11 protein-coding genes are annotated in these 14391 nt (G+C 68.2%); 7 read left to right on the top strand and 4 right to left on the bottom strand.

The window, feature by feature from the left end:
- Nucleotides 1–611 precede the first annotated feature (611 nt).
- Nucleotides 612–1385 carry an ABC transporter ATP-binding protein gene (locus BSE24067_RS21535; protein ID WP_151068461.1) on the top strand — a complete coding sequence of 258 codons (774 nt, stop codon included), beginning with the start codon at nt 612–614 and terminating at the stop codon, nt 1383–1385.
- Between the two features lie 185 nt (nt 1386–1570).
- On the opposite strand, the gene BSE24067_RS21530 is transcribed toward BSE24067_RS21535, so the two are convergent.
- From BSE24067_RS21530 to BSE24067_RS21515, 4 genes are all read right to left on the bottom strand, one after another.
- Nucleotides 1571–2041, bottom strand: a complete 471-nt coding sequence (locus BSE24067_RS21530; RefSeq protein WP_151068460.1) for an Lrp/AsnC family transcriptional regulator — start codon at nt 2039–2041, stop codon at nt 1571–1573.
- 306 nt (nt 2042–2347) lie between these two features.
- On the bottom strand, nt 2348–2989 hold the full coding sequence (locus BSE24067_RS21525; protein ID WP_151068459.1) for an NAD(P)-dependent oxidoreductase: 642 nt from the start codon (nt 2987–2989) through the stop codon (nt 2348–2350).
- Nucleotides 2990–3123: 134 nt separating this feature from the next.
- Nucleotides 3124–3573: an Rrf2 family transcriptional regulator gene (locus tag BSE24067_RS21520; RefSeq protein WP_151068458.1), complete on the bottom strand. Its 450-nt coding sequence runs from the start codon at nt 3571–3573 to the stop codon at nt 3124–3126.
- A gap of 91 nt (nt 3574–3664) precedes the next feature.
- The gene (locus BSE24067_RS21515) at nt 3665–4093 is read right to left on the bottom strand and encodes a BCAL1086 family glycoprotein (protein ID WP_151068457.1); all 429 of its coding nucleotides are present in this window, start codon (nt 4091–4093) and stop codon (nt 3665–3667) included.
- Nucleotides 4094–4286: 193 nt separating this feature from the next.
- Between BSE24067_RS21515 and BSE24067_RS21510 the strand changes: the two genes are divergently transcribed.
- The 6 genes from BSE24067_RS21510 to BSE24067_RS21485 all read left to right on the top strand — a co-directional run bounded on the left by BSE24067_RS21510 (nt 4287) and on the right by BSE24067_RS21485 (nt 14390).
- Complete coding sequence (locus tag BSE24067_RS21510; protein WP_151068456.1) at nt 4287–4622, top strand: hypothetical protein; 336 nt, start codon at nt 4287–4289, stop codon at nt 4620–4622.
- Between the two features lie 277 nt (nt 4623–4899).
- Complete coding sequence (locus tag BSE24067_RS21505) at nt 4900–6093, top strand: ammonium transporter (RefSeq protein WP_151068455.1); 1194 nt, start codon at nt 4900–4902, stop codon at nt 6091–6093.
- 195 nt (nt 6094–6288) lie between these two features.
- Nucleotides 6289–8247, top strand: coding sequence for a PhoX family protein (locus BSE24067_RS21500; protein WP_151068454.1), 1959 nt, complete (start codon nt 6289–6291; stop codon nt 8245–8247).
- Nucleotides 8248–8809: 562 nt separating this feature from the next.
- Nucleotides 8810–9634: an IclR family transcriptional regulator gene (locus BSE24067_RS21495; RefSeq protein ID WP_151068453.1), complete on the top strand. Its 825-nt coding sequence runs from the start codon at nt 8810–8812 to the stop codon at nt 9632–9634.
- A 244-nt stretch (nt 9635–9878) separates the two neighbouring features.
- The gene (locus tag BSE24067_RS21490) at nt 9879–11255 is read left to right on the top strand and encodes an MdtA/MuxA family multidrug efflux RND transporter periplasmic adaptor subunit (RefSeq protein WP_174904846.1); all 1377 of its coding nucleotides are present in this window, start codon (nt 9879–9881) and stop codon (nt 11253–11255) included.
- 15 nt (nt 11256–11270) lie between these two features.
- Nucleotides 11271–14390 carry an MdtB/MuxB family multidrug efflux RND transporter permease subunit gene (locus BSE24067_RS21485; RefSeq protein ID WP_151066444.1) on the top strand — a complete coding sequence of 1040 codons (3120 nt, stop codon included), beginning with the start codon at nt 11271–11273 and terminating at the stop codon, nt 14388–14390.
- Nucleotide 14391: the final 1 nt, after the last annotated feature.

Genomic DNA, 14391 nt, shown 5'->3' with positions numbered 1-14391 from the left:
CGGCGACCACCGAGATCTACACCGGAAGGAACACTCTTTCCCTACACGACGCTCTTCCGATCTGGGCCCGGCCCGCGCGTGCGCGCGGATCGCGAGCCTCGGCTACGCGGTGCCGGGCACCGTGCTCGCGATCGGCCTGCTGATTCCGTTCGCGGCGGCCGACCGGCTGCTCGGCGCCGCATTCGGCCGCGACGGGCTGCTGCTGATGGGGTCGTCGGCCGCGCTCGTGATCGCGTACACCGTGCGCTTTCTCGCGATTTCGGCCGGCAGCATCGAGGCCGGTCTCGCGCGCATTCCGCCGTCGCTCGAACAGGCCGCGCGCTCGCTCGGCGAGACAGCCGGCGGCACGCTGCGCCGCGTGCACCTGCCACTGCTGCGGCCCGCGCTCACGACGAGCGCGCTGCTCGTGTTCGTCGACGCGATGAAGGAACTGCCGGCGACGCTGCTGCTGCGCCCGCTGAATTTCGACACGCTCGCGACGTGGCTGTATGCGGAAGCCGCGCGCGGCACCTACGAGGAAGGCGCGGTCGCCGCGCTCGCGATCGTGCTGGCCGGGCTCGTGCCCGTGATCCTGCTCGCGCGCACCCGTCACAAGATCGGAGCCTGACACCGTGAACCTGCTCGAACTCGACGACCTCTGCGTCGCCTACGACACGCCGCACGGCCGCCGCACGGTGGTCGACGGGCTGAGCCTCGCGCTGCCGCGCGGCGACATCGGCTGCCTGCTCGGCGCATCGGGCTGCGGCAAGACCACGGTGCTGCGCGCGATCGCGGGCTTCGAGCCGGTGCGCATGGGGCGTATCGTGCTGGACGGCACGCCGGTCGCCGCACCGTCGCTCGACGTGCCGCCCGAGCGGCGGCGCATCGGGATGATGTTCCAGGACTACGCGCTGTTCCCGCACCTGAGCACGGCCGACAACGTCGCGTTCGGCCTGCGGCGGATGCGGAAGGCGGAGCGGCGCGCGCGCGTGGCGGACATGCTCGCGCTCGTCGGCCTCGAGGCCTCCGCCAGCGCCTATCCGCACGAGTTGTCGGGCGGCCAGCAGCAACGCGTCGCGCTCGCCCGCGCGCTCGCGCCGTCGCCGGAACTGCTGCTGCTCGACGAGCCGTTCTCGAATCTCGACGTCGACACGCGCGAGCGTCTGGCGTTCGAGCTGCGCGACATCCTGAAACGCACGGGTCACACCGCGATCCTCGTCACGCACAACCAGGCGGAAGCATTCGCGATCGCGGACCGGATCGGCGTGATGAAGGATGGCCGGCTCGCGCAATGGGACACGCCGTACGCGCTGCACCACCATCCGGCGAGCGCGTTCGTCGCGGAGTTCGTGCGCCGCGACGCGCTGGCGGACGAACGTGCGCGCGCGTTGGCGCGTGGCCGTTGAGCGCAGGGAACGACCGCGGCGCCTGTACCCCGACACTCACACATCGATACTCCGGCGCAATGCGCCGAGTTCACATGTCGCACGCGGGCGATCACGCACCGGTCGCATGGGAGGCTGCGGCGCGCGTCGGCGTCGATATCGAAAGCCGCGGCCGCACGGCCGGCTGGCGTTCGCCGTCTCGCGCGCTACGCCGGCTCGGACGAGTCGCGCACCGGCAGCGCGGTCGAATACTTGATCTGCTCCATCGCGAACGACGAGCTCACGTCGAACAGCGGCACCGTGCGGATCAATTGCTTGTACACGCGGTCGTAGTCGTCGATGCCGGCCACCACGACCCGCAGCAGATAGTCGGTCTCGCCGCTCATCCGGTACACCTCGACGACCTCCGGCATGTCGCGCACGGCCTGCGTGAAGCGCTGCGCCCACTCCTCGGTGTGCTGGTTCGTGCGGATCGCGACGAACACGGTCGTGCCGACGCCCAGCTTGCGCGGATCGCACAGCGCGACCTGCGCGCGGATCGCGCCGGTTTCCTTGAGCCGCTGCACCCGCTTCCAGCACGGCGTCTGCGACAGGTTCACGCGCTGCGCGAGTTCCGCGATCGGCAGCGTGACATCCGCCTGCAACAGCTCCAGCAGCTTGCGATCGATGGCATCCATTTACCCGGTCCCTCGTTGATAGAAATTTTTTCTATACATCGTGCATGACGGGGAACAATATGGAAACCACTGCGCGGCGTCGACCGGGATAAATACCGATCACGCCGCGAACACGCGGCGATACGTACGATCCCGTGTGCGCCGGCCTGTCGATCGCCGGCACACCAGACGAAACAGGCGACTCCACCCGTCGAGGTGGAATCGCCTGAAGCCGCTGCTACCGCGGAGCCACGCGCGCCGCACATCGCGCGAACGCGGCGAACGCGGCGAACGCGATGCTTGCACGCCGCGTCGCCGTGCCGTCGCTCAATACGCGACCGTCGCGATTTCGCGTACGAAGCTGTGCTGCTCGAGCGCATCGACGAACGCGACCGCGTAGTCTTCCGCGGAGATCTTGCTGTTGCCCTGCGCGTCCACGATCAGCTTGCCGACGCCCGTGCGGAACGTGCCCGTGCGCTCGCCCGGCGCAATCAGCGCGGCCGGCGCGAAGAAGGTCCAGTCGAGATCGCCGACGGTCTTCAGATAGTCCAGCGCATCGCGGTGCGCGAGCGCGACGGCCTTGTATGCATCGGGGAAGCCTTCGGTATCGACGAGCTGCTTGCCCGGCGCGACTTCCAGCGAGCCGGCGCCGCCCACGACGACGAGCCGCGTCAGCCCCGCCTGACGCGCGCCGGCCACGAGCGCCTGCGCGGCCGCGACGACCTTCGCGGCATCGTCCTGCTTCGGGCCGTACGCGCTCGCGACGACGTCATGGCCCGGCAGCGCGGCCGCGATGCTGGCCGCGTCGAACAGGTCGGCCGCCATCGCGGTGATACCGTCGCCGGCCGCGCCGGGATGACGCGACAGCGCGGTCACGCGATGGCCGCGGCGTGCGGCTTCCGCCGCGATGCGCGAGCCGATCATGCCGGTGGCGCCAAACAGGGCGATGTTCAGGGAACGTTGCGTCATGTCGATTCTCCAGTAAAAAAAGTAACCAAAACAATTACATATAAGACCGAAAAAAACGGAGCGAAACTCCGTCGTGCCGGCCGCCGCGCATGCGCGTCGACCGGCTCCTGCCCTGCATCATCCAGGCCCCGCGCTCAGCCGCCCGCGCTGCCCGCCGTGCGCTGCTCGGATTCGAGCACGTCTGCCGTGACGTCCGCGAGCGTGCGCGTGGCGAGCGACGCTTCCATCGCGCGCTGCGCGTCGCCGATATAGTCGATCAGCACGCCCTGGATGTGCCGCCCGACGACGCACGCGGGATTCGGCGCCTCGCGGTGCAGCGCGAACAGCTGTGCATCGTCGACCGCGCGATACACGTCGAGCAGCGTGATCTCGCCGGGCTCGCGCGCGAGCAATGCGCCGCCGCCCGCGCCGAGCTGCGACGTGGTCAGCCCCGCGGCCGCCAGCATCGACAACAGCCGCCGGATCAGCGCCGGATTCGTGTTCACGCTGCCGGCAATGATGTCGGACGACAGCGGCACGCCTTCCTGCATCGACAGCAAGGCAAGCACGTGAACGGCAAACGCGAACCGGCTGCTGGTATTCATTCCTCACTCACTCGGCGACGCCGGCCCGAACCAGGGCCGGCGACAATGTGTAACTACTATAATTACATTTAGCGGATTGCGCAAGCGCCGATCACTCGCCGCTGGCGGGCTTCGCACCGGCCGCGTTCTGCTGGCTCCACTGCTGGAGCTTCTTGCCGGCCTCCGCCATCCGCGCGCCCGCTTCGGACGCCGCATGCGCGACGACCGCGGACGCGGCCGCGTCGAACTGCGCCTGCGCGGCGGACGCGAGCCCGCTCGCCGACAACGGCGGCACGGCGGACGCCGCGGACGCGATGCCGGCCTTCGCGGCATTGATCTGCTGGCTGACGGTGCTCGCCACCTGGTCGAGCGCCTTGGCCGCGTTGTTGGCGGCGTCGGCCGCCGCGCTCGCGGCCGTGTCGGGTTGCGTCGCCGGCGCGCCGGACTTTTCGCAGCCGGCGAGCAACAGCACCGCACCGACGGTCGCCGCCGCCAGCACGGCTCCGGGCGCACGACGCGCCCGCCAAGTCTTCATCTTCATCAGCAATCTCCGGCCGTGCGCCGCACGGCCTGAATGGTTGGACCGACGACGATGATACCGCCTGTGCAACAGGCCCAATGACCACTGCCGATTGAATATGCGTCGCAATTTCGGATTTGTCTGATTCAATCGCACGCGCGGCGACACTAAAGTGGGCAGCCTTCAATCCGCTCCGCCCGCTTTCCGCTTCATCATGGCTCTCCTCATCGACTGGTTCATCGCGCTCGCCGCCGTGCTCGCCGCCACCGTGTTCCTGTGTCTTCGCGCGCCGTCCCCGCAGCGCCTGCGCGCATCGGGCCGCTCGCGCCGCGTCGCATCCGCGCGCCTGCTCGCGCAGGCCGTGATCGGCTTCTGGACGGCCGCGCTGATCGTCACGCAAGGCATCCTCGGCCCCGACGGCGACGGGCAGTCGCTCGCCGGCTTCGCGTCGCTGGCCTTCGCCGCGCTCGGGCTCGCGGCCGTCGCCGCGTACTGGTCCACATGTGCGCTCCGGTTGCGCCGGCCCCGCATGCTGTTCGCGCGCCGCTGACGCGCCACACCGGTGCATCGCGGCGCACCACGCCGCACCGCGCCGTGCGTCACGCGCACCAATTGCGCACGCGCCGCACCATGCGCGTGCGCCGGCAGCGCTCCGCCTGCTGCGGCCGGCCCGCCCCGATTCCGTGCACGCATCGCCGGAATGCCGCACCGCACGGCCTTTCGCACGGCCTTTCGCACCGCCTTCCGCACCAATCGCACGCATTCGTTCACCAAGTTGGCCCGGTAATTGCATTCCTTGCCCGTTTTTTGCGCAAGGAAGCCACGGCATGGATGGTCTGAAAGCCGGCGTCGACACACTGTTCCTGTTGATCGGCGCCGTCATGGTGCTCGCGATGCACGCGGGCTTTGCATTCCTCGAACTCGGCACGGTCCGCAAGAAGAACCAGGTCAACGCGCTCGTGAAGATCCTGGTCGACTTCTCGGTGTCGACGCTCGCGTATTTCTTCATCGGCTACACGATCGCGTACGGCGTCGAGTTCTTCGACGACATCGGCTCGCTGTCGCAGCACAACGGCTATGCGCTCGTGCGCTTCTTCTTCCTGCTGACGTTCGCGGCGGCCATCCCGGCGATCGTGTCCGGCGGCATCGCGGAACGCGCGAAATTCAATCCGCAGCTGGTCGCGACGCTGATTATCGTCGGCTTCATCTATCCGTTCTTCGAAGGGATCGCGTGGAACGAACGCTTCGGCGTGCAGGCGCGGCTCGCTCACGCATTCGGCGCGCCGTTCCACGATTTCGCGGGGTCTGTCGTCGTGCATGCGTTCGGCGGCTGGGTCGCGCTGCCGGCCGTGCTGCTGCTCGGCGCGCGCCACGGCCGCTACGCAAAGGACGGCCGAATCGCCGCGCACCCGCCGTCGAACATTCCGTTCCTCGCGCTCGGCGCGTGGGTGCTCGCGGTCGGCTGGTTCGGCTTCAACGTGATGAGCGCGCAGACGCTCGACAAGATCAGCGGCCTCGTCGCGGTGAACTCGCTGATGGCGATGGTCGGCGGCACGCTCGCCGCGTGGATGACCGGCCGCAACGATCCGGGCTTCACGTACAACGGGCCGCTCGCGGGCCTCGTCGCCGTGTGCGCGGGCTCCGACGTGATGCATCCGATCGGTGCGCTCGTCACCGGCGCGGCGGCCGGCGCGGTGTTCGTCGCGATGTTCACGTGCGTGCAGAACAAGTGGCGCATCGACGACGTGCTCGGCGTGTGGCCGCTGCACGGGATGTGCGGCGCGCTCGGCGGCGTCGCGGCCGGCGTGTTCGGCCAGCCCGCGCTGGGCGGCCTCGGCGGCGTGTCGTTCGTGTCGCAGCTCGTCGGCACGCTCGGCGGCATCGTCATCGCGACCGCGGGCGGCGCGCTGGTGTACGGCGCGCTGAAGGCGACCGTCGGCCTGCGGCTCGATCGCGAAGCCGAATTCGACGGCGCCGACCTGTCGATCCACCGGATTTCGGCGACGCCCGAACGCGACTGAGCCGTGCCGACGCGTGACGCGGGCGTCCGGGCGCCCGCCTCGCGCACGCCCGACGCGTCATTACGTTTTCAATTCAAAAAACTTTCATCTAGCGTCCCTACACTTCCGTCCAGTTTTCAACTTGCCTTCGCGAAGCTTGCCGGTCGCCTGCTCGTCGCGAAGGCCATTCTTCCAACATCTGAAACTGGACTCCACATGCCCGCGTTGCCCAATGCTTCCCGTCGCCAGGCCCTGAAGATCCTCGCCGGCGCGCCCATGCTGCCCCTCTCCGGCCTCGCGCTGCCGGCCCTGCTGACGGGCTGCGGCGGTGACGACGGTCCGACCGCCGCGACGCCGGCCGCCGCCTATACGTCGGCGGCGTTTTCGGCGATGGCCGCGCCGACGCTCGACAACGCGGCCGCGATGGCCACGACGACCGTCGGCTCGACGCTGTCGGTGTCGTTCTCGGACGGCTCGTCGCGCAACTTCAAGCTCGCGTACCGGCCGTTCTTCGTGACGGGCGACATGGTGCCGGACGGCAACGGCGGCACGATCCTCGCGGGCGGCTACTACGACATCAACAATCAGCCGATCATCGATCGCTCTGTCGCGGGCAAGGAGCGCCAGTTCTATTCGGACTGCCCGGACGGCAGCTCGCTGCTGACGCTGAAGAACGCGAACGTGCCCGGCGTGAAGGGCAACGCGGTGTTCGCGGTCGTGCAGTTCGAATACACGACGCGCGACCAGGCGAGCGCGTCGCAATACGGCCAGCTGCCGTCGCCGATCGCGGTGATCACGCTCGACCAGGATCCGTCCAACGGCGCGCTGAAGGTCGTCAAGTATCACAACGTCGACACGTCGAGCGCGCACGGGCTGTGGATCACCTGCGGCGCGAGCCTGTCGCCGTGGGGCACGCACCTGTCGAGCGAGGAATACGAGCCGGACGCGACGAAGGCCGCGACCGACGCGCAGTTCAAGGCATTCAGCAAGAACACGTTCGGCGACGAGACGAAGGCGAACCCCTACCACTACGGGCATCTGCCCGAGATCACGGTGAACCCGGACGGCACCGGCACGGTGAAGAAGCACTACTGCCTCGGCCGCATCTCGCACGAGCTGATCCAGGTGATGCCGGACCAGCGCACCGTGATGATGGGCGACGACGCGACCAACGGCGGGCTGTTCATGTTCGTCGCCGACAAGGCGGCCGACCTGTCGGCCGGCACGCTGTACGTCGCGAAGTGGACGCAGACGTCGTCCGCCGGCGCCGGCAGCGCGACGCTCACGTGGCTGAAGATCGGCCACGCGACCAGCAGCGAGATCGAGGCGCTCGCGAACACGCTGAAGGCGTCGGACATCATGGACCTGACGACGACCGATCCGAACGACGCGAGCTACACGAAGATCCACTTCGGCGGCAAGTTCAACTGGATCCGCGTGAAGCCGGGGATGGAAAAGGCGGCCGCGTTCCTGGAGACGCACCGCTACGCGGCGCTGATCGGCGGCAGCATGGCGTTCACGAAGCTCGAAGGCACGACCGTCAACGCGAAGGACAAGATCGTGTACACGGCGATGTCGCGGATCGAGACGTCGATGGTCAAGGGCAATGCGGTGTCGCGCGACGTCGCGGTGGACAAGAAGATCGCCGCAGGCGCCGTCTACGCGCTGAACCTGAAGGGCGGCCAGCGCGACACGTCGGGCGCCGCGATCGACAGCGAATGGGTGCCGGTCGACATGAGCGCGCCGGCCGCGCTCGTCGGCGAGGATCTCGCCGCGGCCGACGCGCTCGGCAACCTCGCGAACCCGGACAAGATCGCGAACCCCGACAACCTGAAGTTCTCGGAGAAGCTGCGCACGCTCTTCATCGGCGAAGACTCGGGCATGCACGTGAACAACTTCCTGTGGGCGTACAACGTCGACACGAAGACGCTCTCGCGCGTGCTGTCGTGCCCGGCCGGCGCGGAATCGACCGGCCTGCACGCGGTCGACGAGATCAACGGCTGGACGTACATCATGAGCAACTTCCAGCACGTGGGCGACTGGGAATCGCCGCTGCACGACAAGGTCAAGCCGACGCTCGATCCGCTCGTGCGCGCGAACTACAAGGACCGCTTCGGCGCAAGCGTCGGCTACCTGACGGCGGAGCCGACCAGCATCAAGCTCGCGAAGGGCTGACCGGCGGCACCGCGGGGCCGTGCGCCCCCTGTCACCCTTTCTTCGTCACGTTTCATTCGTCGGCGCTCCACGCCGGTTCATGCGCGATGCCCGTTGCGGGCGTCGCGCTTTTTTTTGCGCGCGCTGCGGCGGCACGCGTGCAGGAGCCCGGTCGAACGGGCAGTTTTCGGCGATCGGGGATAATACGGGCCTGACGCGTCCACGGCGGACGGGCAAAAAAAAGCGCCACGGAGACCGTGGCGCTAAAAAAGTTCTAGCCATTCCGAGGGCCGTGCTAGAACCTGAGAGACTGCGCGAAACACCGTTGCCGGTTAAACTCCTGAAACGATGCTTCGAAAACGTGAGACATTCTTTCCGTTTCCGCCCGACAAGTCAAGCGGTATTTGCACCGGTTTCCGCACTTTCCAGCAATGCTGGTTTGAGCGTTTTCCTAATAAACCAAGGGTGAACCCGTAAAATCCCATCCGATGAACGATTCACCCATGGAACATGCATCTTTTGACAATCATCGTACAATATCAACAAAACTGAAATCGAGTTTCGGAAATAGAGAGAATTCCCCGTGTCGACACCTGTAACGCCTTCCGCGCCCCGAGACCGCGAATCGTCGCCGGACGAGATCACCGCGCTTGCGCGCGGCCTCGCCGTGCTGCGCCGCATCGCGGCCGCCGACGCCCCGGTCAGCAACCGCGAGCTGACCGAATTGACGGGCATCCCGAAGCCGACCGTGTCGCGCATCACGGCGACGCTCGTGAGCGCCGGCTTCCTGTTCCAGCTGCCCGACAGCGAGCGGTTCGTGCTGACCGCGTCGGTGCTGGAGCTGAGCCATGGCTTCCTGCGCAACTTCGACATCCGCGCCCGCTCGCGGCCGTTCATGATCGAACTCGCCGAGCGCACGTCGCTGTCGGTGCACCTCGCGGTGCGCGACCGGCTCGACATGGTCGCGATCGACGTGATCCGGCCGCGCTCGGCCGTGCTGGTCACGCGCCTCGAGATCGGCTCGCGGATGGACATCGCGCGCACCGCCGTCGGCCGCGCGTATCTGGCGGCGCTCGAGGACGACGAGCGCCGCGCGCTGCTCGACGCGCTGCGCGCGACGGCCGGCGACGACTGGCCGCACGTGTCGGCGCGGCTGAACCCGGCGCTCGACGACGCGATGCGCGACGGTCACGCGATCGCGGTCGGCGAATGGCGCGAAGGGCTGAACGCGGTGGCGGCCGGCTTCATCGGCCCGTCCGGCCAGCGCTATTCGGTGAACTGCGGCGGCGCGTCGAGCCAGTGCCCGCCCGAATGGCTGCACGAGCACGTGGTGCCCGCGCTGCGCGAATGCATCGCCAAGATCACGCGCGAAATCGGCGGCGCGCCGGCCCGCCGCAGCGCCGCGTAATCGTTTCGTCATCGTCCCGTCGCGTTCTGTAACGACCGTAACCCGTTGAAAGATAGACCGCTGGACTGTAACGGGGACGGGACGTAGCATCATGCCCATCGTCGCGCCCCACTCGCGGCGCGCACCGCTCTTTCCCGCGCGAACCGGAAGGGTCCGGGCCGAGCCGGCCCTTCCGCACCGCCTATCCACGCGCCGCGCGACGCCCGTTTCCCGGCACGCCGCGCCGTCTTCCTGACAGAACACGATGGACAACCAACAAAAGCCCACGCCCCCTTCGAAGGACCCTGCTTCGCCCGCTCCGCTGCGCCCGCGTCGTACGCTGGCGTTCGGCACGCTCGCGGTCGTCGTGATCGGCGGCCTGCTGTGGTGGCATCCGTGGAGCCGTACGCCGGCCGGCGCGCCCGCGGCGGGCGGCGCGGCATCCGCCGCGAGCGCTGGCGGCGGCCATCGCGGCCGCGGCGGCCCCGCCGCGATGGCGAACATTCCGCAGCCCGTGTCGGTCGCGACGGCAACGCAAGGCGAGATGCCGATCGTGCTGTCCGCACTCGGCACCGTGACGCCGCTCGCGAGCGTGACGGTCAAGACGCAGTTGTCGGGCTACCTGCAGTCGGTCGCGTTCCAGGAAGGCCAGATTGTCAAGAAAGGCGACCTGCTCGCGCAGATCGACCCGCGCCCGTATCAGGTCGCGCTCGCGAACGCCGAAGGCACGCACGCGCGCGACGCGGCGCTGCTCGCGACGGCCCGCATCGACCTGAAGCGCTATCAGACGCTGCTGGCGCAGGACTCGATCGCGTCGCAAACGGTCGACACGCAGGCGTCGCTCGTCAAGCAATACGAAGGCACCGTGAAGACCGACCAGGCGGCGATCGATTCCGCGAAGCTGAACCTCGCGTACGCGCGGATCACGGCGCCGGTGTCGGGCCGCGTCGGCCTGCGCCAGGTCGACCCCGGCAACTACGTGACGCCGGGCGACACGAACGGCATCGTCGTGATCACGCAGCTGCAGCCGATGAGCGTGATCTTCACGACGTCGGAGGACAACCTGCCGCAGATCGTCAAGCAGGTGAACGCGGGCCAGAAGCTGTCCGTCACCGCGTACAACCGCAACAACACCGTGCCGCTCGAAACGGGCACGCTCGAAACGCTGGACAACCAGATCGACACGAGCACCGGCACGATCAAGCTGCGCGCGACGTTCGCGAACAAGGACGGGCTGCTGTTCCCGAATCAGTTCGTGAACACGCGGCTGCTCGTCGACGTGATGCGCAACGCGACGATCGTGCCGACGGCCGCGGTGCTGACCGGCTCGATCGGCCAGTTCGTCTACATCGTGAAGCCCGACAACACGGTGACGGTGCGCAAGGTCAAGGTCGGTCCGGTCGACGGCGAACGCACGAGCATCCTCAGCGGCGTCGCGCTCGGCGAGCGCGTGGTCACCGACGGCTCCGACCGGCTGCGCGAAGGCTCGAAGATTTCGATCCCGGCCGACAAGCCGAACGGCGCATCGGGCGCACGCGGCGCTGGCGCGGCGTCGGGCGCATCCGGTGCATCGGGCGCGGGCGGCCATCGCGGCGGACACAGGCACGGCGCGTCGCAGGCAGCGGCCTCCGCGGCCCAGTAACGCGCGGGCCGCTCGATGAATCCATCCCGTCTCTTCATTCTCCGGCCGGTCGGCACCGCCCTGCTGATGGCGGCGATCATGCTGGCCGGCCTCGTCGCGCTGCGCTTCCTGCCGCTCGCCGCGCTGCCCGAGGTCGACTACCCGACGATCCAGGTCCAGACGTTCTATCCGGGCGCGAGCCCGGAGGTGATGACGTCGGCGGTCACGGCGCCGCTCGAGCGGCAGTTCGGCCAGATGCCGTCGCTGAACCAGATGTCGTCGCAAAGCTCGGCCGGCGCGTCGGTGATCACGCTGCAGTTCTCGCTCGACCTGCCGCTCGACATCGCCGAACAGGAAGTGCAGGCCGCGATCAACGCGGCCGGCAACCTGCTGCCGTCCGACCTGCCGGCCCCGCCGATCTACGCGAAGGTGAACCCGGCCGATGCGCCGGTGCTGACGCTCGCGATCACGTCGAAGACGCTGCCGCTCACGCAGGTGCAGGACCTGACCGACACGCGCCTCGCGATGAAGATTTCGCAGATCGCGGGCGTCGGCCTCGTCAGCCTGTCGGGCGGCAACCGGCCGGCCGTGCGGATCCAGGCGAACCCGACCGCGCTCGCGCAGTACGGGATGAACCTCGACGACCTGCGCACGACGATCTCGAACCTGAACGTGAACACGCCGAAGGGCAACTTCGACGGCCCGACGCGCGCGTACACGATCAACGCGAACGACCAGCTCACGAGCGCCGACCAATACAACGACGCGGTCGTCGCGTACAAGAGCGGCCGCCCGGTGATGCTGACCGACGTCGCGAAGATCGTCGCCGGCTCGGAGAACACCAAGCTCGGCGCGTGGGTCAATTCGGAGCCCGCGATCATCGTGAACGTGCAGCGCCAGCCGGGTGCGAACGTGATCGCGACCGTCGACGCGATCAAGGCGCAACTGCCGAAGCTGCAGGAGACGCTGCCCGCCGCGCTCGACGTGCAGATCGTCACCGACCGCACGACGATGATCCGCGCGGCCGTGCGCGACGTGCAGTTCGAGCTGCTGCTCGCGGTCGCGCTGGTCGTGCTGGTGATGTACCTGTTCCTCGCGAACGTGTACGCGACGATCATCCCGAGCCTGTCGGTGCCGCTGTCGCTGATCGGCACGCTCGCGGTGATGTACATGGCCGGCTTCTCGCTGAACAACCTGTCGCTGATGGCGCTGACCATCGCGACCGGCTTCGTCGTCGACGACGCGATCGTGATGATCGAGAACATCGCGCGCTACGTCGAGGAAGGCGACACGGGCCTCGAGGCCGCGCTGAAGGGCTCCAGGCAGATCGGCTTCACGATCATCTCGCTGACGGTATCGCTGATCGCCGTGCTGATCCCGCTGCTGTTCATGGGCGACGTGGTCGGGCGGCTGTTCCACGAATTCGCGATCACGCTCGCGGTGACGATCGTGATCTCGGCGATCGTGTCGCTCACGCTCGTGCCGATGATGTGCGCGAAGCTGCTGCGCCATTCGCCGCCACCCGAGAGCCACCGCTTCGAGGCGCGCGTGCATCGCGCGATCGACTGGGTGATCGCGCGCTATGCGGTCGCGCTCGAATGGGTGCTGAACCGCCAGCGCTCGACGCTCGTCGTCGCGCTGCTCACGCTCGCGCTGACCGCCCTGCTCTACGTGTTCATCCCGAAGGGCTTCTTCCCTGCGCAGGACACCGGCGTGATCCAGGCGATCACGCAGGCGCCGCAGTCGATTTCGTACGGCGCGATGGCCGAACGCCAGCAGGCGCTCGCGGCCGAGATCCTGAAGGATCCGAACGTCGACAGCCTCACGTCGTTCATCGGCGTCGACGGCAGCAACATCACGCTGAACAGCGGCCGGATGCTGATCAACCTGAAGGCGCGCGACGACCGCAGCGAAACCGCCGCGCAGATCATCCGCGGCCTGCAGCAGCGCGTCGCGAACGTGACCGGCATCACGCTGTTCATGCAGCCGGTGCAGGACCTGACGATCGACTCGACCGTGAGCCCGACGCAATACCAGTTCATGCTGACGAGCCCGAACCCGGACGAGTTCACGACCTGGGTGCCGAAGCTCGTCGCGCGGCTGCAGAAGGAGCCGTCGCTCGCCGACGTCGCGACCGACCTGCAGGGCAACGGCCAGTCGGTCTACATCGAGATCGACCGCGCGAGCGCCGCGCGCTTCGGCATCACGCCGGCGACCGTCGACAACGCGCTGTACGACGCATTCGGCCAGCGCATCGTGTCGACCATCTTCACGCAGTCGAACCAGTACCGCGTGATTCTCGAGTCGGAGCCGAAGGAGCAGCATTACGCGGAATCGCTGAACGACATCTACCTGCCGTCGGCCGGCGGCGGCCAGGTGCCGCTGTCGTCGATCGCGTCGTTCCACGAACGGCCGTCGCCGCTGCTCGTCGCGCACCTGTCGCAGTTCCCGTCGACGACGATCTCGTTCAACCTCGCGCCGGGCGCGTCGCTCGGCGAGGCCGTGAAGGCGATCGGCGCGGCCGAGAAGGACATCGGCCTGCCCGGCTCGTTCCAGACGCGTTTCCAGGGCGCGGCGCTCGCGTTCCAGGCGTCGCTGTCGAACCAGCTGTTCCTGATTCTCGCCGCGGTCGTCACGATGTACATCGTGCTCGGCGTGCTGTACGAGAGCTACATCCACCCGATCACGATCCTGTCGACGCTGCCGTCGGCCGGCGTCGGCGCGCTGCTCGCGCTGATGATCACCGGGCACGATCTCGACATCATCGGGATCATCGGGATCGTGCTGCTGATCGGCATCGTGAAGAAGAACGCGATCATGATGATCGACTTCGCGCTCGAGGCCGAGCGCGTCGAAGGCAAGACGCCGCGCGACGCGATCTATCAGGCGTGCCTGCTGCGCTTCCGGCCGATCCTGATGACGACGCTCGCCGCGCTGCTCGGCGCGGTGCCGCTGATCGTCGGCGCGGGCGCCGGTTCGGAGCTGCGCCAGCCGCTCGGGATCGCGATCGCGGGCGGCCTGATCGTGTCGCAGGTGCTGACGCTGTTCACGACGCCGGTGATCTACCTCGGTTTCGACCGCCTCGCGCGCCGCGTGCGCGGCTGGTTCGAGCGGCACGGCCCGGGCGCCGACGCCGGCGAGCACACGGGCGCATAAG

Origin of the sequence: Burkholderia latens, assembly GCF_902499045.1 — a bacterium.
In the GTDB taxonomy this organism is placed as follows: domain Bacteria; phylum Pseudomonadota; class Gammaproteobacteria; order Burkholderiales; family Burkholderiaceae; genus Burkholderia; species Burkholderia latens.
The sequence above is the reverse complement of the archived record's forward strand: the minus strand, read 5'-3'. Positions and strand labels throughout refer to the sequence as shown.